The following is a 26,776-nucleotide window of genomic DNA, read 5'->3' as shown; positions in this document are numbered from 1 at the left end:
TCTTGTAAATGCCTGTTCGACGTTGGGTAAAAAACGGTCTTGGCTTAGCGTCGCTGAGGGATAGACGCCCGTCTATCCCTCATTTTTTCTTTTACGACTCATTTTGTTACTGGCATAAAAAACGCGACTTACAAGCCGCGTCTTTAATACTAAATAAATACTCACTTTTAAAAGCTAGCTAAACAGCTTCATAAACCAACCTTTTTGCAGGTCCTCTTCGCAGGTTTTAAGTTGTGTCGCGTAGCGTAACGAGCGGGCTTTTACTTTTGCCGCCACTTTCTTAAGCCAAGGTTTTCTGTCATAGCTTCTGCGTTTATAGCCGCCCCATCCTTCGTGATAGTTAAGGTATTGTGCGTAGGCGTCCCATTTAGAAATACCGTTCACTTTTTGCGACTTGTAAATAAACCATCCCATAAAGTCGATAGCGTCTTCGAAATCATCACGATCCGCACCACTGTTATCTGTTTCTCTCATATAGTCAGACCACGTCGGAGTTTTGGCTTGGGAATAACCATACGCCGAACTGACACGTCCCCAAGGAATTAGCCCGAAGAACACATAATCTCGAGGTGGTAGTGCATCGTGACGAAAGGAGCTTTCTTGATACATCATGGCCATTGGAACATGTATAGGCACACCCCACTTATCGCGGGCATCAGCAGCTGCATCATACCAATCGTCCTTTTCATAGAATATTTCGCACAAATTACTGATGTCTTTAGGAGGCGTAGTTGCACACCCAGCGATAAACAGCGGAAAAAGAACGATGAGGGTTGATAAAAAAACAACCAATTTTTTGAACTTTTGGTTCATAGCTTGTCTTAACTAATGTTCTAGTAAAATGTGTGTTTCCCTGGAACCCTTTGATGCCTGACCTATGTCAGGCATTTTTTTTTGCTGGGGCCTCAGCGAAATAATCACGAATGAATGTATCAAAGTCTTTCACATCAGCAGCCTCTATTTCTTTTTGAGCAGCAAACGACACGTCAGATTGCGCAGCAAATCCAGCAGCATCCGTATCCGTGTATTCAAAAGACTTCATCTCAGCTTGATAAGCTTGTGCCAGTTCTAAGCCCAACACGCCATTATCTTTGTCGCTTTCTAAAAGCATAGAAAGCAGTTTGCCTGACGGCGTTAAATCGGGGTCTTGTACTTTGGCAAATTCAGTTTTTACTGCTTCACCGTAGCGAGAAGTATCGTTAGCCATATCAAGTAATTCAGCGGCCTGCTCGAAAGACTCAAACAGAGAAGTACACCACTGGGGTAATGTAATATCTACGCCGCCATTTTTTAGCACTAGATTTGGATTTCTCCCCTCTAGTACCACTCGGTTCATATTCTCTTTCGCTTCGTTAAGTTGGGTTTCATCAAGCTCAGCACTTGGCAATAATAGACACGCAACCAAAAATACATCTAAGAAGTCAAACTGGGTTTGTGAAATACCCACTGCGGCAAACGGATTAACGTCTAGCGCTCGTACTTCAATGTAATTGATACCGCGGCGAACCAAAGCGTCTGTTGGCTTTTCCATTGACTTAGTAGGCTGCTTGGGTCGTATAGGCGAGTACAGCTCATTTTCAATCTGAATAATATTACGGCTAAGCTGCTGATAATTGCCACCATCCCCAGCAGCAAACTGGCTGAAGCGCGTAGACGGCGTATTCATGGCATCCCGCAACAGCTTGACGTAGTTATCGAGCTGGTTGTAACAGATTTTAAGGGACGATTGCTCGGCACTGGTATAGCCTAAGTCACTCATTCGAAGGCACGTGGCATAAGGCATGTAAACCGTACCTTTACCCACTTTCTCAAACGGCAAAGCGTGCTTTTTACCTTTTAGGAATGAACCACAAAGTGCAGGAGATGCGCCATAAAGATAAGGTATTAACCAACAAAGGCGACGATAGTTGCGAATTAACCCAAAATAATCCGCTGAAACCTGGTCTTGCGAATATTCTTTTCCGTTCAGTTCAGCCCATAGTTTCCAAAAGCTATCAGGTAGAGAAAAGTTAAAATGAACGCCAGCAATAGCCTGCATCATACTGCCATAACGGTTTTTAAGCCCTATACGGTAAACCCGCTTCATTTTTCCTACATTTGACTCACCAAAGTAAGCAATAGGAATGTCGGCTTCATCTTCGATGAAACACGGCATGCTTAGTGGCCATATCTGCTCGTCACCAATGTTATCGATAACGAATTTATGGATATCTTTTAACTGATTGATGGTTTTGGCACTGCTATTCTCTGGCGGCGTAATAAACTCAAGCAGTGATTCAGAAAAGTCTGTAGTTATTGAATCGTGAGTAAGCGCAGAGCCCAGTGGCTTGGGATGTGGCGTTTGCGCCAACGTACCATTTGGGTTTATACGAAGGGCCTCACGCTCTACTCCGCGCTTAATATCTTTTAGCGCAGCTAAGAACTCGGGTGACTTAAGCGCAGCGATGCGCGCTTCAAAACGGGATGAGTCTACAGTCAAAATGGTGGTCCGTTATGTCAATATTGCCCCCTGTTATGGGGGGCAATAGTGTTAATTCAACAAAAATCAATCTATCAGTTTAACGTTTCTCGGGTATTACTCTCTACTGATAACTCGATAATTGGCATCGATAGCGCGTTTAACTGAGGCAAAATTTTAGCTTTATCACCTACTACAATAATTTGCATCTTATCGAGATTCAAATATTGCTTTGCTAACGCATCCATCTTTTCCTTATCAATATTGTTGATAATGGCAAGCTGCTCTTCACGGTAGCCTTTTTCCAAATCGTAGCTAAGTAGCTGTCTTAGGAAGCGCGCCTTGCTAGCAGGCGTTTCAAATTCTAACGCATCGCTTAGCGTAAAGGCATTGCGCATAAAGGCTATTTCTTTCTCAGTCACGCCCTCTGTGCGGTAGCGATTAATCTCTTTTAAAATTTCAGCGATACCTTCACCGGTATTGGCAGCGGTTAGGTCGGTACTTGCTTCAAACCATCCAAGGGTTTTACCACCCACAAAACCGCTGTTTGCTCCATAGGTGAAACCTTTATCTTCTCGAAGGTTCAGATTTATCCGGCTATTAAATGCTCCGCCTAGCGGAAAATTCATAAGACGAGACTTAAAGTGATCGCCGGTTGCATCAAAAGGTAGGCTTCGATCAACCATGTATACCACCGACTGTACCGCTTCAGGGCTATCTACTAAGAATATCTGATTTTCTTCATACTTAGGGAAGTCACTGTAATCAGCGAACTCATAGGTTTTACCTTGCCACTCACCAATAAAGCCTAAGGTATTTACCATGGTCTCTTTCGGTAAGTTGCCGACAACAACAATGCTCGCTTTTTCGGGTGAGTAATAATTGGCGTAAAACGCTTTAACGTCTTCTAACGTGATGTTTTGTACTGATTCTAATGTACCTTCGTCAGGCAGGCTTACGCGATTCTCTTCACCAAACAAGACAAGATCTCGTGCACGACGCGCCAGGCTTGATGGCGTTTTAGCTTGCTGCTGTAGCCCCTGTACAACACGCTCTTTCATGCGGTTGAAGTCTTCTTGCGCAAATGCTGGATTGAACAACTTTTCTTTTAACAGCGCTAAGGTTTCATCTAAATGCTTAGTTAATGTTGATACATAGACTTGCGAGTACCTACCAGCCGTGCTGAATCGGATAGCACTTCCGAGCTTTGCAAGCTCGTTAGCCAATTCTTCGTTACTGTAATTTTTTGTAGTTTCATTCATAAGCAAAGCCGTCAGATAAGCCGTTCCCGCTTTACCTTCAGGATCTAGCAGCATGCCACCATCCATGCCTAGCGTTAACGTTACCGTTGGTGTTTCTGTACTGGTAACGCCAAGCATTTCTATACCGTTAGCAAGTTCAGCTTCCCAATAATCAGGTACTTCTACAACTGGTGCCTCACCCGCCTTTGGCATTTCGCTTCTATCGAAACTTGATGCCGCGCTGGTAAAGGCTTCGTCATCTGTAACCTCTGTGGTTTCTATCTCAATATTTCTTACCGGGCGCTCGAAGCTCTGCTCGGCCGCAGCAAGCTGCACCTGCCCTTTCGGCACTACACTTAGCACTACGCTGTTGGCATCTTTAATATACTTTTTATAAACGTGCATTATGTCTTCAGCCGTTACCGCGTTATAGCGCGCAATATCTTCGGCTATTAAATCGGGCGTTTGGTAAAATGTTTCGTTAGCAGCAAGCGCCGACACTTTGCCTGACACACTTTGTAAGCCAAACACCGTACGCGCTTCAATTTTACCTTTTGTGCGAGCTAAATCATCGGCTGTAACGCCACGTGCTTCAAACTCTTTTAGAGTTTCATTCAGCACATTTTGAAGTGTTGAGAGTGAGGTGATTTTTGCTGGATTAGCCAAGGCAAGTAGCTGAAATTCACAGGCGAGTTCACGGCAAGGGTGAGACACCACGGCCTGCACTGCCATGCCCTCTTTTACTAAATTTTTATAAAACAAAGAAGTTTTACCACCACCTAAAATATCGGCTAAAACATCAAGCGGAGCTTCATCTTCGTGGCGACCGTATACCGTTGGATAGGTTATTTGAAGAAGCGGAAGATGGACTTTATCTTCTAACGTTACATAACGGGTTTCGTTTAACGTTACCGGCTGGGGCTCAGGTTCTTCTACTGAGGGGCCTGCTGGTATTTCGCCGAAGTACTTCTTCACCCAGGCTTTAGTTTTGGCTACATTGATATCGCCACCGATGGTGAGCACAGCATTGTTAGGGCCATACCAGCGCTTAAAGAAGGCTTTCAGGTCGTTTACGTCTACTCGATCTAAGTCTTCTACATAACCAATAGTCATCCACGAATAAGGATGCCCTTCAGGATAAAGCGCTTCGCCATTAAGCTCAAAACGCAACCCGTAAGGTTGATTGTCTACCCGCTGTGCGCGTTCGTTTTTAACTGTCTCTCTTTGATTTTCAAACTTAGTTTGGTCTACGGCTTCTAGCAGGTAGCCCATTCTGTCAGACTCAAGCCATAACACTTTTTCTAACTGGTTTGCCGGCACAGTTTCAAAGTAGTTAGTGCGATCGGTATTAGTCGTGCCGTTTAGATTGCCGCCAGATTCTGTGATAACTTTAAAATGCTGTTCATCAGCAACGTGTTTTGACCCTTGAAACATCATGTGTTCGAAAAAGTGAGCAAAGCCAGATTTGCCAATCTCTTCTCGTGCCGAGCCGACGTGATAGGTTACATCGACATGAACCAGCGGATCAGAATGATCTTCGTGAAGGATGACGGTCAGCCCGTTATCAAGCGTATACTTTTCGTAAGGAATAGAAACGCTACTTGACGTAGTTGCGGCGGTACCTGATTTACTATTCGCCTGTTCTTCCTGCACGTGCTGGCACGCTGATACTGCAATGACGCCTATGGCTATAAAGAAGGTACGAAGGGTCAGTTTTCCTGACATGATGATTCCTTTTCAATTACTACATGTTTTCACTCGCCTTCACTCTAACAACACTTTGCCGTAACCACTTAACTTGACGGTTAAGAATGAAGTTGCGATCTCATAAGCACGAGCGAATTTTCGAAGACTACCAGACTTTTTAACGCTTTACTTGCTTCGACTTTGTTCTGACTGTATTAATTTGTGTATTTCTGAAATACACTTACACTTCATAGTCTTTAGTAATAAAGGCTTTAGCCAGTTGAATTCGTTAAGTGGTACGAATGAACTGACAAATGGTTTGCGTTTGGACTAGAAGTTGTCCAAAAAGAAGTTGCGAAATAAAAGGATAGATGTATGGATAAGTCAACAACAGTACTTGATATAGACTTCGGAATGTCACAGTTGAGTGGTAACAAAAAACTGTTGTTCACCCTACTGGGTAAGTTCACGGACGAATATCGTTCTATTGACGCTGACTTACAAGCGCATATTGAAAAGGGTGACTTCACTGAGGCGTATTCACTTGTTCATACCCTCAAGGGCGTAACGGGCAACCTAGGTATGTTTGCGCTTCATAACGCCAGCAAGCCGGTTGAAAGTAGCTTTCGAAACGACGGGCGGGTAGCTGATGAATACCCTGCTTTTATCGCCGTGCTAGATGAAACCATTGCTACGGTAGATGCGTTAATCACAGAGCCAGAGGTTACCGCTTCAGCTCCTGCAAGTGGCGCAGCCGCTGAACAAGCGCGAAAGCAGCTATTGGCTGCACTTAAAGCCAGTGAGTTTATTGCCCAGGATAAGCTGGACGAATGGCTAGATGCTCTTGCCTTACCGCAAGAAAAACGCACGGCTATTATCGATGCAGTCGACGAACTAGATTACGAAGACGCAATCGAAGAGTTAGAAAATAGCTAGTGCTGCAGATCCCTATCCTCTTTGAAAACGCTGATCTTATTGTCGTTAATAAGCCTGTTGGCGTTGCCATGCACGACGCTGTCGACGACACTGGCGTAAAACAAGAGGCAACTAAAGGCGTTAAAGCAGGAAAGGTAGACGGCATTGTTACTGTTTTAAAAAAGCAGCTCGCCGTTGAAGAATTGCACCTTTGCCACCGTTTGGATACCGGTACCTCAGGATGCTTATGCTTGGCTAAAAATGCTACTGTGGCGGCAGAAATCGGCGAACTTTTTTCATCAAGACGGGTCAGCAAATACTACTTAGCCTTAAGCGGAAGCAAACCGAAAAAGAAACAGGGCATAATAATCGGCGATATGAAAAATCGTCGCGGCGGCCAGCGTATTTTGCTTAAAACCCAGGAAAGTCCAGCGATAACTCAATTTTTCAGTAGCGCAGCTAAACCCGGAACTCGTGGCTTTGTCGTTAAACCTCATTCAGGGAAAACCCATCAAATTCGCGTCGCGCTTAAAAGCGTCGGGGCCCCTATTTTGGGTGATACACTATACGGCGGTGCGGCATCAGACAGGCTCTACCTTCATGCTTGGCACTTGCGCCTTCCTTTATCCAAAGGTGAATTAGCGGTAACCGCACCTTTTGATACAGGCGAAGTAATTAACCAAGAAGACGTACGCGCTTGGGTCAAGGAGCTTAGTGCACCAGACTCTTACCCATGGCCGTCAATTCCAGGGCGCTTCTTGTCCGAATCTTTAGAAGAGCGTCATTAAGATAAACCAGTTCCGCATAAGTACAACAGCAACCTAATACAACATTTGATAAATATTAATGGGAAAACTACACATAGTCGGTGGCGGTGCCATCGGAAGTTTAATTGCAGCGAGTGCTCATAAAAATGGCGTGCCGTATGATTGCTACCCCAGAAATATTAGGACCATGCCGGCTTGCGCACGTTGGCAAGATGGTCAAAGCATTGCACTAAAAGCCGCTATGCCAGCGCCTGTCGTTCTTGAAGAAGGTGATGTGTTAATACTCCCACTTAAAGTGTATCAACTTAACGCTGCTCTAATACAATGGCTTCCCTACCTCACTCAAAAACCGACGGTTGTGCTGATGCACAACGGTATGGGCGGGCTAGAGGCTGCACGAGATTTGTTAGGCGTTGATTATCCGCTGCTTCTTGCTACAACGAGTCATGGCGCGTTAAAAGAAAGTACATTGAGCGGCGATTTTTATGTGAAGTCTACTGGGCTAGGGGCAACGCAAGTTGGCGCGCCTAATGTAGATAAACCATCACCTCAAAAGCTTGCAGACCTTTTTCAAGTAGCACCGTTGCTTGCAAATGCAATTGCTACCTTAGATAGTGCGCTCCCGCCCGTGCAATACCAAAGTGACATTTTAAAAGCACTATGGACCAAGCTTTCCGTTAATGCCGTAATTAATCCACTAACGGCACTTCACAATATTCAAAATAAGCACATTGGTAACACTGAGTTTGAACAAATCCGTATTGCTATTTGCAACGAGTTCACACAGGTAGCGAAAGCGTACGGGCTAGATTTCGATGCGCGGTCAGTCCATGAAAACGTACTGTCGGTAGCCAAAGCAACAGGTGAAAACTACTCCAGCATGCACCAAGATGTGGTCCACGGCAGGCGAACAGAAATCGATGCCATTAATGGTTATATTGTGGAAATGGCAAAGAAAAAGGGTATCCCCGTTCCCGAGAACACCCTTTTGGTAGAGCGTGTTAAAGCGCTAAGTGTTTAAAGCCTTAGCATTTATAACCGTTTTTACTCTTGCTCACCCGCTTCTTGCCCATCTTTTGGCGCTTGAGGCTTCATGTGTGGGAACAAGATAACATCTTTAATGGTAGAGCTATCGGTAAACAACATCGCTAGACGGTCGATACCAATACCCTCACCCGCTGTTGGCGGTAAGCCGTATTCAAGGGCACGGATGTAATCGTCGTCAAAGTGCATAGCTTCATCATCGCCTGCATCTTTTTCTTCAACTTGCTTCGCGAAGCGTTCCGCCTGGTCTTCTGGGTCGTTCAGCTCGCTAAAGCCGTTTGCTAACTCACGCCCGCCTACGAAAAACTCGAAGCGATCGGTAATGAATGGGTTGTTGTCATTCCGACGGGCAAGCGGTGATACTTCCCAAGGGTATTCTGTAATGAATGTAGGCTGCTCTAGCTTTTCTTCTGCTGTTGCTTCGAAGATTTCACAAAGATACTTACCTGCACCCCAAATACCGTCAACTTCAGGCTCTTTGATGTGAAGCTGTTTTGCCATCGCTTTAAGCGCATCTAGGTTAGCTTCCGGGTCACGGATAGCGGCTTCATCAGCTTCTGGCCAATATTTAAGAATAGCCTCGCCCATGCTTAAGCGGTCAAACGGCTTACCAAAATCGTATTCAACTTCAGACGTTACGTTACCTTCAGCGTCCTTGGTTGTGTTTTTGATGATACTTGTACCAAGAATATCTTCGGCCAGAGTACGCAGCATATCTTCTGTAAGGTTCATCAGGTCATTGTAGTCTGCATATGCTTGGTAGAACTCAAGCATAGTGAACTCTGGGTTGTGGCGCGTTGATAAACCTTCATTACGGAAGTTGCGGTTAATTTCGAACACACGCTCGAAACCACCAACTACTAAACGCTTAAGGTATAACTCTGGCGCAATACGCAAGTACATATCGATGTCTAGCGCATTGTGATGCGTTACGAATGGCTTAGCCGTCGCGCCACCTGGAATAACCTGTAGCATCGGTGTTTCTACTTCTAGGTAGTCACGTTCGGTAAGATAGTTGCGAATGCCGCTTACAATCTTGCTGCGGATCATGAAGGTTTTGCGGGTTTGCTCACTGGTAATTAAGTCAACGTAACGCTGGCGATACTTAGTTTCCTGATCGCTCAAACCGTGGAATTTTTCTGGCAATGGACGCAGTGCTTTAGTAAGCAGCTCGTATTGTTCCACGTTTACGTATAGGTCGCCTTTACCTGACTTGTGCAAGTCGCCCGCTACGCCAATAATGTCACCAATATCCAGCGCACCGTATTTTGCTTTAAGGGCTTTTTGCGTGTCTTTATCTGCGTATGCCTGAATGCGGCCTGTCATATCTTGAAGCAGCATGAAAGGACCACGCTTTGCCATGATACGGCCGGCAATGCTTACCTTGTTACCCTGCTCATGCAGCGTTTCCTTGTCGAATTCACCGAACTTAGCTTGAAGCTCATCCGCATAGTTTTCGCGACGGAAGCTGTTTGGGAAACCGTTCGCACGGCACTGCTCGCGAATAGCGCTTAGCTTAGCTCGGCGCTCTGCAATCAATTTGTTATCGTCTGTTTGTTGGTCAGTCATAACCTTTCACTTCGTTGTTCGGTTTACAGCCCGGACTTCAGGCTGGCTTCAATAAATTTGTCCAAGTCGCCATCTAGCACGGCTTGAGTGTTACGTGTTTCCACGCCAGTGCGCAAGTCTTTAATGCGAGAGTCGTCCAGTACGTATGAGCGTATTTGACTTCCCCAGCCGATATCAGACTTGCTGTCTTCCATCGCTTGTTTTTCAGCGTTTTGTTTTTGCAGTTCAAACTCATAAAGTTTTGCTTTTAACTGCTTCATCGCCTGATCTTTGTTTTTGTGCTGCGAGCGGTCATTCTGACACTGCACCACAATCCCCGTTGGCTCGTGGGTGATACGTACCGCAGAGTCCGTTCTGTTTACGTGCTGTCCACCTGCGCCCGATGCGCGATAGGTATCTATACGTAAATCAGACGGGTTAATATCTATATCGATATCGTCGTCAATTTCTGGATATACAAACGCTGATGAAAATGAAGTATGACGGCGGTTACCCGAGTCAAACGGCGATTTACGTACTAAGCGGTGTACGCCTGTTTCAGTGCGTAGCCAACCAAATGCATATTCGCCCTGAATACGCAAAGTTGCGCTTTTAATACCGGCTACATCACCGTCTGATACTTCAATAAGTTCAGTTTTAAAACCGTGGGCTTCACCCCAACGCAGATACATGCGAAGCAGCATATTGGCCCAATCCTGCGCTTCTGTGCCACCAGAGCCCGACTGAATATCAATATAGCAGTCGTTTTCATCATTGGGACCAGAAAACATACGGCGAAACTCAAGCACTTCTAGCTGTTCAATTAAGCCTTCTAGTTCACGTTGCGCTTCATTAAAGGTGTCTTCATCCTCGGCTTCAACAGCCAGTTCAACAAGACCTTCGACATCTTCTGTTCCCTGATCAAGCTGATGAATTGTTTGAACGATTTGCTCAAGGGCCACTTTTTCTTTGCCAAGTGCCTGTGCTCTGTCTGGCTCGTTCCAAACATCAGGACTTTCTAACTCTCGGCTAACTTCTTCTAAACGCTCTGACTTTGCATCAAAGTCAAAGATACCCCCTAAGCGCTTCGGTGCGCTCGCGGATATCTTTTATCGCATTAGTAACGGGGTTTATTTCAAACATAGTCCGCTTATTTCGTTAAAAATTTAAGACCGCGGATAGTACCGAATTTGAAGGAATTTTGATAGGGGTTGGCGCAAATATTGCGACCCAATTTTTGCGTAAGCTAGCGAACATTTTTTAGTCGCTTAAGGTGAATTGAATGATATTACCGATAAACGGCTTACAGGAGGCATTGGTAATACTTTCAAAGCCCATAAGATTAAACTTATGAAGCACCCGACGCTTCTTGGCATCTAAATTTGATGCACTGGTTTAGCACATTTACGCCTTGTGCAAGTGTGCAGTGCAAACCGTAAAGTCGTTATAAGCGATAAATGGAAAAGTAATAGGAAAGGTATGTCGTTAAATAATTTGTCTTATGCTGTTATCGGAGTACTGCTTGGTCTCTTAGTATTGGCATTAGGCCAACTTGTTGACTGTCAAAATCTAGCCGGCGCAACCATGGCGCTGCAGTGCCCTAACGGTAATCCTGTTTCAAAACTATGGCTGATCGCCTCAATAGTAATAGCTGGAAGTGGTATCGCCGCTTGGCTATTTCGAAACCGCAACTTCTAGGCCAGGTGTGATATTTCAATCGCATTGCAATTGGCCGAACGTAAATTAACTAAAAACACTAACGTTTTCTTTATTATAAAGTTTAGCGCGTATAGATAGTTTAAAAAGCGCATAAAGAAGCCTAACTCCTTTATGCGCAGTAGTGTCCACCCCGTAACATTTACGGCTATTTAGCAAACGTATAATCTGTATAGCCTTTCTCACCGCCACCAAACAAGGTATCTGGGTTGTGCGTATTTAACGGTAAATTGTTCTCTAATCGATAGGGCAAATCGGGGTTCGCCACAAAGGGTCTACCAAAACCTATCATATCTGCCCAGCCTTCAGATAACGCTTTTTCGGCACGCTCTGTATCGTACTTTCCGGCATAAATGAGCAGACCGCTAAAGGCTTCACGAATCGCCTGTTTAAATGATATTGGCATTTGTGGCGCATCATCCCAGTCGGCTTCGGCAATATGCATATAGCCAATCTTGAAACTATTAAGCATTGAAGCTATTGCAAGGTAAGTTTCTTCCGGCTTGTCATCCACTGTACCATTTAACGTTGTTAGTGGAGCTAAACGCACACCTACTTTATCAGCGCCAATTTCCTCAGATATGGCCTGCACCACTTCTTGTAAGAAGCGAATGCGGTTTTGTACACTTCCGCCGTATTCATCAGTTCTTGCATTACTCTGAGAGTCAATAAATTGGTTAAGTAGATAACCATTGGCAGAATGCAGTTCAATACCATCAAAGCCGGCATCTACGGCATTGCGCGCCGCAACGCGATACTCTTCTACCACGGTTTTTATATCTTCAATGCTCATTTCTCGTGGCATGACCGATTCTACAAAGCCAGGGTTGCCGTCTTCATCCACGAATACCTTTACCCCTTCGGCTTGAATTGCTGATGCACTGATAGGCTGCTGCCCTTCTGTATTTGATGGATGAGAAACCCGACCCACGTGCCAAAGTTGCGCAAACATCACACCACCCGCTTCATGCACTTTATCTGTTACCAACTTCCAGCCTTCAATTTGCGCCTTGGTATAAATACCCGGCGTCCACGCATAGCCCTTACCTAGCGCAGAAATTTGTGTGCCTTCGCTGACAATTAGACCAGCGCTTGCGCGTTGGGCGTAATAATCTGCCATTAAGGCATTGGGCACGTCACCAGGCTGGGTTGAACGAGAACGGGTCATCGGCGGCATGACAATACGATTGTTAAGCGTTTTTCCAGCCAGTGATACTGTTTCAAGTAATTTCATATTTCGGGTCCTTTAAGTTTTTCATTTTTGAAATTTCATTTTGTGTAACCTCATAAATGAGGCCCATTAGCTTTGTTAGAACCCGTACTTTTTACAAAGCACTTTTGCATTTTTCGCAAAAGTATTAGTCCATTTCGACGACGTTACACCAAATATTCACTATCCCCCTTGACGCAGAAAAAATTAAGCTTACACTTGTTCGCTGAATTAGCGTACACTTGTACGCTTAAATATTTTTATCTTTTTTGTATTGAAAATATCTCGACGATAAATAGGTGTGACTTCTACATTGAGACTATTACTAGATAAATTTACTGATCGCATATTCCACCACGGCTCTTGGAAGGGCTATTGGGAAGTACTGATGCAGCAAATTAAGCCAGCATGGCGCGATGGATATTTCAGAGCCAGAGTTGTAACAGTAAAAAACTTAAGCACGGATATGCTGGAGGTAGTGCTTGAGCCAGATAGTTCGTGGCCCACGCATACCGCGGGGCAGCATATCGGGTTGACCATAGAAATTAACGGCAGGCTCACCACTCGCGTGTTTACCATAGCAAGTGGTGCTAATAGCCACCAAAGAGACAAGCAGATCCGCTTGGTGACTAAGGTAAAAGCCCAAGGCGCGCTAACCCCTTACCTACATACCTGTGTGCCTAATCAATGGGTAAATATCTCAGCCCCCATGGGAGAGTTTGTATGGCCTGAAACGCAAAAGCCTCTTCTTATGATTGCGGGTGGCTCAGGTATTACCCCTTTCATTGCCATGCTTGACGATGCTATTAACAATGCACAGGTAAACCAAAAAGCGGTGCATTTGCTTTATTTTGCTAAGCCTAATGAACACGTATTGCTTAACGAGCTATCTGCCTTCAGTAAACGCTGTGAAAGCTTCACCTATGATGTTTTAACTAAGCAAAAAGATGGGGACGTAGAAGCCCATTTATCTTACTTTGCTGATTCGCACTGGTTAGTGTGTGGCCCACATACCATGTTCGAGCAAGTAGAAACTTATGCAAAAACAATTAACGTGCCTGTTTCAAGCGAACATTTCGCTGCGCTACCTGTGGTGAGCAACACCAGCCTTACCGAAAGCGAAACCTTCTCTTTGATTCACAATGGCCAATCTTTGACTATCGACAATCAGCAAACCCTGCTTTCACAGCTTCAACAAGCAGAGCAACCTGTGACCTATGGCTGTGGAATGGGAATTTGTCATCAGTGCCAATGTGTTAAGAAAAGGGGCGTGGTAAGAGATACCCGTACTGGCGAACTTTCAGATAGCGCAGAACAACTTATTCAGTTGTGTGTATCACAAGCCGTTACTGATTTGGAGATTCAACTATGAACACTAGCGTTGCAATAGACAAACAACACCGTGAAGGCGCGATTGAACAAACACGCTTACCTGAGTGTGAAACTTATAAGACTCAAGAAATTGGCGCAACGAGCGCCGAAAAGAAACCAAACTACGAGCTACTTGCAGCCCAACTTGATGGAATTAAAGCCGACATTAAACAGAAAGTAGGTGCTGAAGATGCGGCCTATATTCGACGTATTATTCTCATTCAGCGAATTTGCGAATGGAGCGGCCGGATACTCCTGATGTTGGGGTTCATTCAACCGCTGCTTTGGGTTGCCGGCGTATTAAGCTTAGCAACGGCTAAAATACTCGACAATATGGAAATTGGCCATAACGTGATGCACGGTCAGTACGACTGGATGAACGATAAACATATTAATTCGAAAGGCTATGAGTGGGATATTGCCTGCGATGGCGCAAGTTGGAATCGCGTTCATAATTACGAACATCACACCTATACCAACATTATTGGCAAAGATAGAGACTTTGGCTATGGTTTGCTTCGCCTGTCTAACGATTTCAGATGGCGTGTAAAAAACTTATGGCAGTTCGCAACTTATATCGTACTTAGCGTGATGTTTCAGTGGGGCGTGTCTTATCACGAGATGGCTGCAGAACGGGTCTTCTTTGGAAAGAAAAAAGATAACCGCAAGAATCAGATTACCCATAGCGAGCTTAAGAAGCGCTTTTTCAGCAAAGGGGCGCGTCAGTTAGTAAAAGATTATGTACTATTTCCTTTGTTAGCTGGGCCGTTATTTTTGTGGGTGTTTATCGGCAACCTTATCGCCAATTTACTACGCAATTTATGGACATCTACTATTATCTTTTGCGGCCATTTCACTGGCGACGTGGAAACGTTTAAACAAGAAGATTGTGTTAATGAAACCCGAGGGCAATGGTACTACCGACAAGCGCTGGGCTCGTCGAACATAAAGGGCGGAAACCTGTTTCACGTGCTTACTGGGCATTTAAGCTTTCAAATTGAGCACCACCTGTTTCCAGATATCCCAGCCAGACGCTACCGAGAGATGGCCCCCAAGGTAAAAGCCGTATTCGAAGAACACGGCATGCACTACAACACTGGCAGCTTTTTAAAACAATACGCCAGCGTGTTAAAACGCATTATTCGCTACTCTTTCCCTTAACCAGTTGAAACCCTAACCAGCCGGCCATGGCGCTTGCGCTGGTTAGGCACGTGCCCCACGCCCAGTCAATCAACATAATAAACAAAGTAAAACCTTCAATAATGCTGTACGCCGTTAAATTGTAGGCGCCATAACTGGCCAACCCTAATAGCGCGCCATCGATCCCAGCATAAAGTAACGACTTATCTCTGTTCGCCACCACAGCAAGTACAAACACCACACATCCATACATGAGGTAAAATACCACCCAAGGCCACGTGATAAATTGACTTCTAAGCAGAGGAGCCATTTCACTTTGATACCAGCCATCCGCAATAACGCCAAGCCACAAGAAGTCGAGAACACCAAAACACACAAAGATCGCAATTAACGACACGATGATGTTTTTCGCAAAGCGAATGATGTTGGAAAGCATGGAACTTATCCCTGTTAGCATAGAGTGATATTAATGAGTTTACTCTATTCTTGGTTATTAAACTAAGCGTAGACCGTAAACATATGCCCCTTTATCAGAGCTATTCTGTTAACGTTTTTGCCCTTCCCGTTCTTTTAGCTTCGTATAAAAGATGATCGGCACGCTCCAATACTGACTCAATCTTATCAGTACTTTTAAATGTTACAATACCGGCAGAAAAGCTTACGTTAAATGGTACTTCCTGTTCTCCCCAGTACTCAATGCCCTCTACTTCTTTTCGAATAACATTTATTATTGCGCACGCTTCAGAGATATCTGTAGCTTGTATGACCAACAGAAACTCTTCTCCCCCATACCGGCATAAGCGATCTATTTTACGTATGCGTTTTATGATGATTTGACTCAGTGCTTTGAGCACTTCGTCTCCCAAGTTATGCCCATAGTTGTCGTTAATTTTTTTAAAATGATCAACATCTAAGAGGACTGCACAATTAACCTGTTCAGGTGAAATAAAGGTCAACCAACTGTTCATAGCTCTCCTAGTATAGGCACCGGTCAGAGAGTCTACGTCTGCCAAGGCTTTGGCGATATTGTGTCGACGTCGGTACCACAGCGTGGTGAAACCGAGAATAATAGTTAAACCGCCAAACAATATACTTTTTAGAAAATTAGCTTGGTTAGTCAACTGGTCTTTTTCTCTATTAATTTTTATGTTTCTAAGTTCAGTGATTTCAATTTCTTTTGAGAGAAAGTCATTACCGAGATTAGCGTTTGAGGGTGAGATAAGCTGGTTTCTATCTAATTTAAGCGACCGATATTTAGTGGCGAATTGGTACGCTTTTTTGTAGTTTCCCTTTACTTCATAAATTCTCTGGAGATTTTGATAAAGCCTAAGATTGATATCCGTTGGTAATGGATGCAGTGCTGCCCAAGTCTCATATTTTTCAGTAAGAGTATCAACCTCCTTAGAGAACATGACAGGGTCATTACCATCTAATGCTTCAATTAGAGTTAGAGCTGTCTGAATATAGGCCTCTATCATTGGCGAAGAGCTATTGCCGGTGCTTGTTTCAACAACGGCCGCTATTCGCCCAGCCAAACCTCTTATTTTATCGACTTCGGCTTCGGTCATATAATGCGTATATACAGATAAATTAAGTATTAACGCGACAATCAGATTATCTGTATCGTCCTGCTCTGTTGCTAATTCAACAGCCGATTCTGATTTTGCTAAAGCTTCCGAGAAGCGCCCTAGTTGCGTCAATGCTTGGACTGAAGCAATGTAATCTACAGAATATCGCTCACTTACAGGCACTATCGACAGAATATAATCTCCGTACAGCAAGGCTTCAGAGTAAAGCTGAAGCTCTATAAGGATATTCGCTATATATGCGGCAATTTCTCTTTGAGTTAGCATAGCTTTGAACGAATCTTTTTTCTCAACGTTCAAATAATTAAACGAATATTTAAATTCAACTAATGCGTCAATATGCGAATTTGATTGAAATTCATTGCCTAACCATGCACTAACAAGAGCGACAGCCTTACTATTTGAGGCTTCGAGCATTTCAGATTTTAAGCGTCTAAGCTTTTCTATCGCTGGAGTTACTTGTTGTTCACTTCCATCACGTCTATCCGAACTCGAAAAAATAAAGTACGAGCGAACTCCAGCATAAAGTTGAGCATCTAGGCTTCTAAGGGCTTCCCAATCATTTGTACCAATTAGCCTACTTGGACGACTAAACCAGTTTTCAACTGCTTTATCTCCATTAAAACCTTCCCAGATAACATGTTTAAAGATAAGCCCCAGAGAGGAATCATCTTGAGGGAGACCTGACGACTTAATTTGATCGCTTAACTCATTATTCAATTGTTCGTTATTATTCGACCAGAGGGTTATCGCATTGAACGTTACCTGATCGTAGCGACTTAATTTCGTTAAATCTTGAGCATTCGCTTCACTCACTAGAAGTGCGAAACACAGAAGAATTGAAATTATAAATACCTTCAATTTATTCAACGGCATTAGCTAACTCTTATATTCTCTGCAATAAAAGTAGGTTTTTTATTTATAAATAGCCATTGAACTTTGGTATCCATTCAATAGTAAACACGCCAAAAAAGTCGGAAATACTTTACCTAAAACTTACACTGCAAATTGCAACCATAGAAGCTTCCGAATCTCAAAGTGACGTGGTTCAAATAAGCGTTAAATAAAATGAATAAAACACTATTAGTAATAACGACCTCTTTGATTGTCAGTGCGTGCGCTCATAGGCCACCACCTTTAGACATGGATGAAATATTTTTTGAAACGAAGATCAAGCAAGACGGTACCAAGCTCTTCGCCTTTAGCATTCCGTTAATGCAGCATCGTGACGGTGCCAAAGGTGGCGGTAAAGGCGGCCGTGGTCAGGGAGGCGAACGAAGTGGTCGTGGCGGTCACCAAGGACAGGAAAGTCGGGAAGGCTCGTCACATAGCAGCGATAGAATGACTGAGCAACTCTATACATCTCTTGATGAGAAACTGGATGAGACCGGCTACTGCCAAACGGGCTTTTTAAAACTAGATACACACCAAACCGAAGATAGGCTTCACCTATTAGGTGAGTGCAATGAAACGGCGAGTGAACTGGACAAAATCGAGTTCCCCAACGCTAATTAACGTAATTTCCATGAAGCGCGTTGCCGAACGCGTGCGCTTCATTTAACGATCGCTTAATCAACACAAAGGGTATGCTCCACAACGCCGTTAGACACATAGGCTCTACAGCCGAATAGGTCGGTAGTTTCTAAACACACCCCACTGGCTTTTTGCCCAGCTTTCACCTGATTGTTTTCCGTAACACAAGCCACTTCACACTCGCTGCTGTCATTACACGCATTACCAGCATCGTTTGCTGGTAGCACACAAGCATGCGCCTGCTGTCGGCCTACTTTCTTCCAGTTACCACCGTGTTTATCGCACACTTTTTCAGACTCAATGGAATAGGCCTGCTGCACCAAAGGCAATGAGGTATCAACGACTTGCTCTAATCTTTCGACGTCTTCAACACTCGCGATTGGCTCATCAATAGGTTCTGGGGGCTGAGCGCCACAAGCAGACAAGGCTGCACACACGCCTGCTATTAACCAGATCCTAAAGCGCTTCTGTGCTCTACTGCTTGCTTGTTTCATTTTTTTCTCTCAATTTATTTTACTTTTTAAACCACTACTATTTAAAAGCCAAACTACTTAAGCCCCACATTACTTAAGATCTAATTTATTTAATACCGCTGCTACTTATGACAACCGTTATTAGATAAATTCTTATTTTGTCGATAAATCCTTATTTGCTTATTGCGCTATGCCTACTAAATTATCAAACCTATGAAATTTTAGTGCTACCTCGACGGGTCTCTACATACACTTCGCAAAACTAGCAGTATTTACGGACGCTTTATGACACTAAACCAAACCGAAAACATGGTCACCGCATTGCTCACTATTAGCTTCGCAGTTCTTGGCCTAACATTTTTATTGGGTGCAAACCCCAATGCACTTATCGCTACATTTAATTTCTACTCGTTAGACACTGTGTTGAGCGAGAGTGCCCTTGGTGCTTTTTCTGGTATCGCATTGCTGTTACTGCCGTTAATGACCATTGCAGCACGTTTTAACCTTGTTTCAGCAAAAGCAGTAACACTATATGCCGCTTTTGTAACTGCCATTCCATTGCTGACGTTATTATCACCAACAAGATGGATGGCCGATTTAGGGGGCTTCCCGATTATTGGCAGCGGTCAAGGCATCATCAAGTACTTCGCAGTATTACCGCTTTTCCTATTCTTGTTTTATCGCGAAAAATTTTCGCACAAGCAACTGACATACCTCAACTTTGCTCCTGTAGCCATGGTCTTATTATGGATAGGAGGCATGAAGTTTTTCGAGTTTGAAGCTAATGCGATTGTGGGGCTAGTTGAAACATCACCGTTTATGTCGTGGCTATATGCTGTGTTTAGCATACAGGGGGCATCGAATGTAATTGGTGGGTTTGATGTCCTCTTTGCACTGCTATTGGGTGCGGGCATCTTTACTAAAAACAAGCCGGTGATCATTGCGAGCGGACTGGCTTGTTTATCGGTTTTTCTGATGACACAAACGTTTTTGTTTACTGTGCCGGATACCTTTAACAGCACGACTATCGTCAACCGTCTAGGTCAGTTCGTTATTAAAGACCTTTGGTTTGTCGCTAATCTTGCTGTGGTGGCTTACTTTACGCTGTTCGAGGCAGTTTCACGAGAACGCGAAGAAGCGCAGTTGGGTCAATCGCCACAGTAAAGCTTTACGGCAAAGCCAGGTTAAAGATGTTGTAGTAATTAACCACTACACCACTTATCGTTTACTCGAAAATGGTCACTTGGTTGCGGCCATTTTCTTTTGCAGTGTAAAGTGCTTGGTCGGCATGGGTTAACATTCTGTCGTGATCTCTCGCGCCATCTGCACTTGCTACACCAATACTGATTGTGACTTTCAGCGTTTGCGCTATAAAACTGAAATCATGTGCTGCCACGATTTTTCGAACATGATCCATAGCAACCCTTGCATTTACCAAGTCATATTCGGGTAACAACACAGTAAACTCTTCGCCGCCCCACCTTGCACATTTAGCATAATGCGGAACTTCGCGATTTAATATACGGGCGACCTCAGTAATGACTTTATCTCCTACTAAGTGAGAGTACTGATCATTTACCTGTTTAAAATGGTCAATATCGATAACGGCAAGACATAGAGGAGTTTGTTTCGCTTTAGCCTCTTCAAAATATTGTACAAGCCAGCGGTCGAATGCTCGTCTATTTGCAATACCCGTTAGATCATCATGAGTTGCTTGGAACTCGAACCGCTTGGTTTGTAATTCTAGTGATCTGGTTTGTTCATCGACCCTTTGTTTTAAAATCATTTCTGATTTTTTCAAGTGATGAAAACGTACTTTGTAAAGTGCATAGATAACGAAGCAGAAGAAAAGAAATACCGAGAATTTAAAAGCAAATGTCTGATAAATGCTGGGGAGCACGCGAATAGAAAATGGTGACGTAATCTCTTGCCAGGGACCACCAATATAACGAGCACGTACTTTAAACTGATAACGACCAGGTGCTAAATTAGTGTATTCAGTCATTCTAAATTGATGACGGTTAACCCAATCTTGGTCATATCCTACTAACATAGCCTGATACTCTATACGCGAAGGCATAGCGAAACCCAACCCTGCATACTGAAACGCAACTCGCGTGGTTAACGGCGTTACGTCTACTTCCCTTTTATCCGTATCAAATTGCTGGTCAGCACCGTCCAGTAGTACCGCCTCTATACTTACCGGAATAGGGAATTCACTCAACATGGCAAGGTTTGCAGGCGTTACTGTGGCGAGCCCTTTCGCAGTAGGAAGCCAAACATTTCCGTCTACATCGACAAACTGAGATGGCTGTGACCCACCATTGATTTGAATACTCGCTAGGCCATTTTCTTCCTTAAAATGCTCAAATTCCAATAATGCACTTGGATGTGTCAGACACTCCTTAAGACTTGATAGTGAAGTGAGAATGACCCCTTGGTTTGAACTTAGCCATACACCGCTGTTGTGATCTATACCGATTGAAAACAGTTTATCTACTGGAAGCCCCTGCGACTTTTCGATTACACTAAGTGCCTGAGTAGCATTGTCAAAATACGCAAGGCCTCGATCGGTTGTAATCCAAGTTCCCTTTTCAACAACGCTAAAACTAAACGCGTGCTGCGCATCTGAATGTTCAGGAAACGACACTGTGTGCACAATACCCTGTTGGATATAGGCGAGCCCTATCCCTGTAGCAATCCAGATTCGTCCTTCACGATCTTCTGCCAAGCCCATCGAAAAATGGGCAGGTAGCCCATTTTGTTCATTAAAATGGATTAGCTTTCCATCTGGCGTTTGTTGAACTATACCTTGCGCCGTGGCATACCAAACACTGTTATCCTTCGCTAAAAGAATGGCCCTTACTTCATTACTCGGTAACCCTAAATCTCTATTGAGGTAAGGAGTAAGTTGGTCATTTTCATATCGCAGCACACCTTTTGTATAGGTGCCAACTAACGTTACCTCTTCAGTTACCGCTGCCAAACTGAGTACAGAAAAAGCTTCACCCGTAGTGAGCGATGCGCTGGAAAACGCATCATTGGAAAATATATCTAATCCAGCACTTCCACCTGATAAAAGTTTGCCATCAGACGTTTGCAAAACAGTTCGCAAAAAGTCTCCACTCATTCCTTGGCTTTGCGAGAATGTGGTAAATAGCGCGCGACGCAGCCTAAACAAACCACCATTAGTGCCAATCCAGATATTTTTTTCCAAATCTTCAAGCAGTGAAAAAACGCGGTTATTGGGAAGACCTGCTGTCGCATCCAATTTTTCTAGGCCTAAGTCACTCAGACGATAAAGGCCATGATTGATGGTGCCTACCCAAATGCTATTTTGATGATCAAGCAAAATACTACTAATTGATTTGTCGGCAAGTGAGTTGTGAAGTAGCGCGAAGGTACCGTTTCTTTGCTGCCAAACACCGTGTTCTGTGCCAACTAAAACACGTTTTTTGCTATCAAGAGCGAGAGTAAATGATGGACCAGAGAGTATGTTGTGGTCGGGTACAGCTAGCTGAAATTTATCGTTTATGTATTTGAATAAGCCTTGATTTGTTGCAATCCAGATTACTCCAAATCCGTCTTCGATTATGCGGTAAGCACTCGAATTTACAATGTATTCTTTTTGCGTGCCGTCAGGCGTTCTCATTGCAACACCCGTGTCTTCCAGCGCAAACCACAACACGTTATTACTGTCTCTGAATGCATGATTAACCATTGAAGACAGAGGTGCTTGAGCATGCCACTGCTCGGCAATAAGCGACGTTACACCGCCTCGGTTTCCTGCCACGAGTAGCTCGTCGCGGGGCTTGTTGTAATACAAGCTTCGAATGCCGGAATCTGGTAATCCTGTTTGCGCGCCGCGGGTAAATACAGTGAACTGCTGACCATTAAACCGAGCAACACCTTCCCAAGTACCCGCCCATAGATACCCATTGGACGTTTGTGCTAATGCGTGAATACTATTGTGAGGAAGCCCGTCTTTCGTTCCCCACGATTGAGGGAAATACCGGTTGAGCGGCATGAGCTGAGAAGACTCTACCGAAAAGCCATCTATGGGTATCACCCACAGCAAACACATCACAAAAGTGAGAGACACAAACTTCAATGGCTTCTCGGTACGTTATTAGATAGACGGTGTAATAATACCTCTATCTATTAACTAACACAAAAATTGTGGTTTTTAGTTATCTTCTGTCAACGACAAGCTAATCCAAACTAACCTGTGATCTGAGCTGGCTTCGCGGTCTTTAACTAATCGATATAGGTCACTGGTTTTTGCAGGCCAGAAAACGCCAGCATCGTTCACATCGAAGCCAAATCGAGATGGCAAAACATAGTCAGCTCTGGCTCCCCAATAGGCAGTAAAGCGGTTACTAAACTCTGCACTTGACGCGCCTGCACCACCTGCGCTTGTTGGAATTATGTCATTATTAACTAACGGGTGCTCGGTCAACTGTTCAATAACACCCTCGCGATGTTTATCTCCAATATCCGCCGCGTTAAAATCACCAACAAGTACAAAACGCGCGTTCTCTGACAGGCTGACTTTCTCGCCATTATCATCGTAGATGTAGGCACCTTTATCGGGCGACAGGTAATCTGCCATAAGCCTAATTTCGTCAAAGTTGCGCTTGCCGTTGCGATCCTCGCTTCCATCGAAATTAGGTGGTGTTGGATGCATAGCAAGTATGTGCACGGTTTTACCTCCTACTTTCACCGGCACATCCCAATGAGACTTAGAACTCAACCTTAGCGCGGCCCACTCTTCTACGTCGTACCATGGCTTGCCCTTATCAGTACTTCCGCTCTCATCGGGAATAATAGGAACCTGTGGATGAGGCATGTGATGCCATTTAAACGTCTGAAAGGTGCGAATACCATCAACATCAATTGGGTATTTTGACAAAAGCGCCATGCCATATTGCCCGGGATAAAGCCCAAAGCCATATGCATCGCCACCAAAACCTTCTGCTTTGCCATTGTTATCTAAGTCGAATTTCGTGGGCTCCCCTGTGTTGACTGTGGCCACATACGTATATGGGTAATCCACAGGCTCAAGACCGCGTTGCGAGACGTTCAGGTAGTTTTTAACTAAAGCCTCTACCCCTTTACTTTTATCAGCAATGTAATCGAATTCGTTCAACATCAAGATATCAGGGTTTACGCGCTGAATAACTTCAGCAATATTTTTAACTTGAGAGTGCTCGCCCGTAGACAGAACATGCTGAAGTACTTTGTCGCTCGGCTCCATGCCTAAGGCTTTGTAGTTAGTGGCTTCCATACTTACATTAAACGTTGCGACTTTAAGCATTTGCTCTTCTTGCGAGCTAGCCAGCGTAGATACGAATAATGCGGGTAAAAGAGCTATTGCACAGAAAAGTGCCCTATTTTTCATGTTGTTACCTGTAAGTAAAAGCGAAATGCAAAGATAGCAACTTTAGCGGCTTATCTGAACTTTTTTGTTTTAATAAAGATCGTTGTATCAACAAGATGGTCATGCTCTCGCTCCTACATAAAAACGGAATTTATTTTCATAAATGAGACCTATGAAAGAAATATTTTTTACTATAAAGCACTAATACTAAAATAATAGAATCAAATACTCGCTCTTAACTGATACTCTAATTTTGTTTTATACAGCTAGCGTCAAGCGAACTACGCTTAACGTTTCGCATTTTGGGTGAATGAGAGAAAGTTATGAAAAGCTGGGTTTCAAAAGCGATCAATATTATCAATGCAGATTATCAACGTTCGGCTGATACGCACTTAATCAAATTAGAGCAGATCGCTTTTAGAGATATTGATATCTACCTTAAAGATGAAAGCACCCATCCAACAGGCAGCCTAAAGCACCGTCTAGCCCGGTCCCTTTTTCTGTACGCCCTTTGTAATGGAAAAATTGTAGAAGGAACTACTGTAGTTGAAGCCTCGTCAGGTAGCACAGCGGTGTCTGAAGCTTATTTTGCTAAAATGATTGGCGTTCCGTTTGTTGCGGTTATGCCTAAATCTACCGCCCAAAGTAAAATCGCGCTTATTGAGCGATATGGCGGGCAGTGTCACTTTGTAGATTGCCCTACGCAAATGCACAGCGAAGCAACCAAAGTAGCTCACGAGCTTAATGGCTACTTTATGGATCAGTTCCTTTTCGCAGAGCGCGCTACAGACTGGCGTGGCAATAACAATATTGCTGAGAGTATCTTTGAGCAAATGAAAGCCGAGCCCCATCCTATTCCACACACCGTGGTTATGAGTGCAGGTACAGGTGGAACATCAGCCACCATTGGGCGCTACATTCGCTACAAAGGTCTCTCTTCTCAGCTTGTCGTGGTAGATCCAGAATTCAGTGTGTTTTTTGATAGCTTCAAAAACAACGATCATACACTTACTGCTACCCGTGGAAGCCGCATAGAAGGGATAGGACGCCCTAAAGTTGAAGCCTCTTTTCAGCACGACGTTATAGACGACATGATCGCAGTTCCCGACGCGGCCAGTATTGCTACTATGCATTGGTTAAACAATACCATGGGAATTAAAGCCGGCCCGTCTACCGGCACAAACCTATGGGGCGCATTAAGTATTGCTGAACAAATGAAGCAGCGAGGAGAAATGGGATCGATCGTAACGCTTATGTGCGACAGCGGAGAGCGGTATGGTGAAACTTACTATAATGCTGGTTGGGTAGAAAAGACCATTGGCTCATTCGATGAATACACCACCAAACTAGAGGCCATCGGAGTCCCTGCTTAAATAGCCTGTTTCTGCTGTTTAAAGTGCTGGGGCGTTATGTATCGCGCAGCACTTTATTCAAAGCGTTTATCTCTATACATTGGCGATATACTTCTCATTGATAAAGCGCGCAAAATTATGATCAAAATAAAAAACGTTGTTAGCTGTACGGTTGCATTTGCCACAGCGTTTGCTGCACACACTGCCTTTGCTACCAGTACGTCGACTGTTGAAACTGCGAACACAAGCAACACTAGTATTGACCAAGCCGCAGACGCGACCGCCAACGCCGGCGTTCCTAACAACAATTACGAAAGCGTTTTTGCTAACCTCGCGCTTCATTGTATTCATCAAGAGTTTCCAAATGTAGTGAAACACATGATGAATAACGGCGACGACGTTAAAGCACCAAGTCAACTCTACCCAACATTTTATGGTTGTTTAGACTGGCATTCATCAGTTCATGGCCATTGGCTTTTAGTAAGAATGCTAAACACTGCGCAAGACGCGGTGAATAAAGAAGAGATTATTGAAAAACTTAATATCAGCTTTACGACAGAGAACATTCAAGGTGAATTGGCTAGCCTTAAGCGTGAGAATAATGCGTCGTTTGAGCGCCCCTATGGTCTTGCTTGGTTTCTACAATTAACCGCGGAACTACGTCAATCATCAACTCCAGAAGCAAAGATCTGGTTGGACACGCTACTACCGCTTGAAGAAGAAATTGTGGCGAGAGTAAGTGCCTGGCTACCCAAACTGGCTTATCCAATCCGAACCGGTGAACACAGTCAAACCGCCTTTGCTTTTGGCTTAATGTTAGACTGGGCTAAGGTAACAGATAACAAGGACTTTGAAGCACTGCTTACATCTAGAGTAAAAGAATATTACCAAGCTGATAAGCAATGCCCCCTAGCCTACGAGCCCTCAGGACAGGATTTTCTATCACCGTGTTTGGCCGAAGCCGACCTAATGCGTCGAGTAATGGCTAAAAATGAATACAGCCAATGGCTTTCAGCATTCTTTCCTAGCCTCACAGCTAGCACATCAAATTGGCTAGCGCCTGCGACTGTGACTGACAAAACAGATGGTAAGCTCGCTCACCTAGACGGGCTAAATATCAGCCGTGCGTGGATGATTGAAGGCATTATAAGTGCTTTGCCAGATAATGATGCACGCTTGCCGGTACTGAAGAAAACCCTAAAAGTACACCGTGAAGCAGGATTAAACGCTGTGTTTGGTGATATGCACTATATGGGAAGCCACTGGCTTGGTAGCTTTGCCAGCTACTTAGAAACGCAGCGCGGCATAAAATAGCTCAAACATAGCTCTAGGAAATATAGTAAGGAAGCCGCTCTC

General features: G+C 44.2%; 21 protein-coding genes. 10 read left to right on the top strand and 11 right to left on the bottom strand.

Annotation, left to right across the window (positions count from 1 at the left end):
- Positions 1 to 174: 174 nt before the first annotated feature.
- From V7R55_RS04430 to V7R55_RS04420, 3 genes are all read right to left on the bottom strand, one after another.
- Complete coding sequence (locus V7R55_RS04430) at positions 175 to 813, bottom strand: transglycosylase SLT domain-containing protein (RefSeq protein WP_334057675.1); 639 nt, start codon at positions 811 to 813, stop codon at positions 175 to 177.
- A gap of 67 nt (positions 814 to 880) precedes the next feature.
- Positions 881 to 2,479 (bottom strand): glutamate--cysteine ligase, encoded by a 1,599-nt coding sequence (gene gshA / locus V7R55_RS04425; RefSeq protein WP_334057673.1) that lies wholly within the window; start codon positions 2,477 to 2,479, stop codon positions 881 to 883.
- A gap of 74 nt (positions 2,480 to 2,553) precedes the next feature.
- Positions 2,554 to 5,424, bottom strand: coding sequence for a M16 family metallopeptidase (locus tag V7R55_RS04420; RefSeq protein ID WP_334057671.1), 2,871 nt, complete (start codon positions 5,422 to 5,424; stop codon positions 2,554 to 2,556).
- Positions 5,425 to 5,760: 336 nt separating this feature from the next.
- Here V7R55_RS04420 and V7R55_RS04415 point away from each other — a divergent pair, with 336 nt between their 5' ends.
- Genes V7R55_RS04415 through V7R55_RS04405 form a run of 3 tightly spaced genes read left to right on the top strand, consistent with a single transcriptional unit; the run spans position 5,761 to position 8,088 of the window.
- Entirely contained in the window at positions 5,761 to 6,321 is a 561-nt protein-coding gene (locus V7R55_RS04415; protein ID WP_334057669.1) for an Hpt domain-containing protein, read from the top strand.
- On the top strand, positions 6,321 to 7,088 hold the full coding sequence (locus V7R55_RS04410; RefSeq protein WP_334057667.1) for a pseudouridine synthase: 768 nt from the start codon (positions 6,321 to 6,323) through the stop codon (positions 7,086 to 7,088). Before V7R55_RS04415 ends, V7R55_RS04410 begins: the two co-directional genes overlap by 1 nt.
- Before the next feature lie 58 nt (positions 7,089 to 7,146).
- Entirely contained in the window at positions 7,147 to 8,088 is a 942-nt protein-coding gene (locus tag V7R55_RS04405; protein WP_334057665.1) for a ketopantoate reductase family protein, read from the top strand.
- A gap of 23 nt (positions 8,089 to 8,111) precedes the next feature.
- On the opposite strand, the gene lysS is transcribed toward V7R55_RS04405, so the two are convergent.
- On the bottom strand, positions 8,112 to 9,680 hold the full coding sequence (gene lysS, locus V7R55_RS04400; RefSeq protein ID WP_334057663.1) for a lysine--tRNA ligase: 1,569 nt from the start codon (positions 9,678 to 9,680) through the stop codon (positions 8,112 to 8,114).
- Between the two features lie 23 nt (positions 9,681 to 9,703).
- Positions 9,704 to 10,802 (bottom strand): peptide chain release factor 2 gene (gene prfB / locus V7R55_RS04395; RefSeq protein ID WP_334057661.1). Its coding sequence is split into 2 segments (ribosomal slippage): positions 9,704 to 10,726 and positions 10,728 to 10,802, totalling 1,098 coding nucleotides; the frame shifts between segments, so codons are not numbered across the junction.
- 336 nt (positions 10,803 to 11,138) lie between these two features.
- On the opposite strand from prfB, the gene V7R55_RS04390 reads away from it, so the two are divergent.
- Complete coding sequence (locus V7R55_RS04390) at positions 11,139 to 11,357, top strand: hypothetical protein (RefSeq protein ID WP_334057659.1); 219 nt, start codon at positions 11,139 to 11,141, stop codon at positions 11,355 to 11,357.
- A 166-nt stretch (positions 11,358 to 11,523) separates the two neighbouring features.
- Here V7R55_RS04390 and V7R55_RS04385 read toward each other — a convergent pair whose 3' ends face one another.
- Entirely contained in the window at positions 11,524 to 12,609 is a 1,086-nt protein-coding gene (locus V7R55_RS04385) for an alkene reductase (protein ID WP_334057657.1), read from the bottom strand.
- Positions 12,610 to 12,898: 289 nt separating this feature from the next.
- Here V7R55_RS04385 and V7R55_RS04380 point away from each other — a divergent pair, with 289 nt between their 5' ends.
- Complete coding sequence (locus V7R55_RS04380; protein WP_334057656.1) at positions 12,899 to 13,957, top strand: flavin reductase family protein; 1,059 nt, start codon at positions 12,899 to 12,901, stop codon at positions 13,955 to 13,957.
- A complete protein-coding gene (locus V7R55_RS04375; protein ID WP_334057654.1) occupies positions 13,954 to 15,117 on the top strand; it encodes a fatty acid desaturase family protein in 1,164 nt (387 codons plus the stop codon). Before V7R55_RS04380 ends, V7R55_RS04375 begins: the two co-directional genes overlap by 4 nt.
- Here the strand turns inward: V7R55_RS04375 and V7R55_RS04370 are convergent.
- Together V7R55_RS04370 and V7R55_RS04365 are read right to left on the bottom strand one after the other, a co-directional pair.
- Positions 15,095 to 15,532 carry a DUF2177 family protein gene (locus V7R55_RS04370; RefSeq protein ID WP_334057652.1) on the bottom strand — a complete coding sequence of 146 codons (438 nt, stop codon included), beginning with the start codon at positions 15,530 to 15,532 and terminating at the stop codon, positions 15,095 to 15,097. The two genes, V7R55_RS04375 and V7R55_RS04370, sit on opposite strands and share 23 nt — an antisense overlap.
- 100 nt (positions 15,533 to 15,632) lie before the next feature.
- Positions 15,633 to 17,498 (bottom strand): GGDEF domain-containing protein, encoded by a 1,866-nt coding sequence (locus tag V7R55_RS04365; protein ID WP_334057650.1) that lies wholly within the window; start codon positions 17,496 to 17,498, stop codon positions 15,633 to 15,635.
- Positions 17,499 to 17,825: 327 nt separating this feature from the next.
- Here V7R55_RS04365 and V7R55_RS04360 point away from each other — a divergent pair, with 327 nt between their 5' ends.
- Positions 17,826 to 18,197, top strand: a complete 372-nt coding sequence (locus tag V7R55_RS04360; protein ID WP_334057648.1) for a hypothetical protein — start codon at positions 17,826 to 17,828, stop codon at positions 18,195 to 18,197.
- 53 nt (positions 18,198 to 18,250) lie between these two features.
- Here V7R55_RS04360 and V7R55_RS04355 read toward each other — a convergent pair whose 3' ends face one another.
- Positions 18,251 to 18,709: a hypothetical protein gene (locus tag V7R55_RS04355; protein ID WP_334057646.1), complete on the bottom strand. Its 459-nt coding sequence runs from the start codon at positions 18,707 to 18,709 to the stop codon at positions 18,251 to 18,253.
- Positions 18,710 to 18,973: 264 nt separating this feature from the next.
- Here V7R55_RS04355 and V7R55_RS04350 point away from each other — a divergent pair, with 264 nt between their 5' ends.
- On the top strand, positions 18,974 to 19,852 hold the full coding sequence (locus V7R55_RS04350; protein WP_334057644.1) for a DUF417 family protein: 879 nt from the start codon (positions 18,974 to 18,976) through the stop codon (positions 19,850 to 19,852).
- 61 nt (positions 19,853 to 19,913) lie between these two features.
- Here V7R55_RS04350 and V7R55_RS04345 read toward each other — a convergent pair whose 3' ends face one another.
- Together V7R55_RS04345 and V7R55_RS04340 are read right to left on the bottom strand one after the other, a co-directional pair.
- Entirely contained in the window at positions 19,914 to 22,772 is a 2,859-nt protein-coding gene (locus V7R55_RS04345; RefSeq protein ID WP_334057974.1) for a ligand-binding sensor domain-containing diguanylate cyclase, read from the bottom strand.
- Between the two features lie 102 nt (positions 22,773 to 22,874).
- Complete coding sequence (locus V7R55_RS04340; protein ID WP_334057642.1) at positions 22,875 to 24,089, bottom strand: endonuclease/exonuclease/phosphatase family protein; 1,215 nt, start codon at positions 24,087 to 24,089, stop codon at positions 22,875 to 22,877.
- Between the two features lie 302 nt (positions 24,090 to 24,391).
- On the opposite strand from V7R55_RS04340, the gene V7R55_RS04335 reads away from it, so the two are divergent.
- Complete coding sequence (locus V7R55_RS04335) at positions 24,392 to 25,441, top strand: PLP-dependent cysteine synthase family protein (protein ID WP_334057640.1); 1,050 nt, start codon at positions 24,392 to 24,394, stop codon at positions 25,439 to 25,441.
- 36 nt (positions 25,442 to 25,477) lie between these two features.
- Positions 25,478 to 26,734, top strand: coding sequence for a DUF2891 domain-containing protein (locus tag V7R55_RS04330; RefSeq protein ID WP_334057638.1), 1,257 nt, complete (start codon positions 25,478 to 25,480; stop codon positions 26,732 to 26,734).
- Positions 26,735 to 26,776: the final 42 nt, after the last annotated feature.

Origin of the sequence: Alteromonas sp. S005 (genome assembly GCF_036864475.1) — a bacterium.
GTDB lineage: Bacteria > Pseudomonadota > Gammaproteobacteria > Enterobacterales > Alteromonadaceae > Alteromonas.
This window is presented reverse-complemented; position numbering and strand designations above follow the sequence as displayed.

Coding starts and splice junctions, on each gene's coding strand:
- V7R55_RS04430 (WP_334057675.1), bottom strand. CDS start 813: ATGAACCAAAAGTTCAAAAAATTGGTTGTTTTTTTATCAACCCTCATC.
- V7R55_RS04420 (WP_334057671.1), bottom strand. CDS start 5,424: ATGTCAGGAAAACTGACCCTTCGTACCTTCTTTATAGCCATAGGCGTC.
- V7R55_RS04415 (WP_334057669.1), top strand. CDS start 5,761: ATGGATAAGTCAACAACAGTACTTGATATAGACTTCGGAATGTCACAG.
- V7R55_RS04405 (WP_334057665.1), top strand. CDS start 7,147: ATGGGAAAACTACACATAGTCGGTGGCGGTGCCATCGGAAGTTTAATT.
- lysS (WP_334057663.1), bottom strand. CDS start 9,680: ATGACTGACCAACAAACAGACGATAACAAATTGATTGCAGAGCGCCGA.
- V7R55_RS04390 (WP_334057659.1), top strand. CDS start 11,139: ATGTCGTTAAATAATTTGTCTTATGCTGTTATCGGAGTACTGCTTGGT.
- V7R55_RS04385 (WP_334057657.1), bottom strand. CDS start 12,609: ATGAAATTACTTGAAACAGTATCACTGGCTGGAAAAACGCTTAACAAT.
- V7R55_RS04375 (WP_334057654.1), top strand. CDS start 13,954: ATGAACACTAGCGTTGCAATAGACAAACAACACCGTGAAGGCGCGATT.
- V7R55_RS04370 (WP_334057652.1), bottom strand. CDS start 15,532: ATGCTTTCCAACATCATTCGCTTTGCGAAAAACATCATCGTGTCGTTA.
- V7R55_RS04360 (WP_334057648.1), top strand. CDS start 17,826: ATGGATGAAATATTTTTTGAAACGAAGATCAAGCAAGACGGTACCAAG.
- V7R55_RS04355 (WP_334057646.1), bottom strand. CDS start 18,709: ATGAAACAAGCAAGCAGTAGAGCACAGAAGCGCTTTAGGATCTGGTTA.
- V7R55_RS04350 (WP_334057644.1), top strand. CDS start 18,974: ATGACACTAAACCAAACCGAAAACATGGTCACCGCATTGCTCACTATT.
- V7R55_RS04345 (WP_334057974.1), bottom strand. CDS start 22,772: ATGTGTTTGCTGTGGGTGATACCCATAGATGGCTTTTCGGTAGAGTCT.
- V7R55_RS04340 (WP_334057642.1), bottom strand. CDS start 24,089: ATGAAAAATAGGGCACTTTTCTGTGCAATAGCTCTTTTACCCGCATTA.
- V7R55_RS04335 (WP_334057640.1), top strand. CDS start 24,392: ATGAAAAGCTGGGTTTCAAAAGCGATCAATATTATCAATGCAGATTAT.
- V7R55_RS04330 (WP_334057638.1), top strand. CDS start 25,478: ATGTATCGCGCAGCACTTTATTCAAAGCGTTTATCTCTATACATTGGC.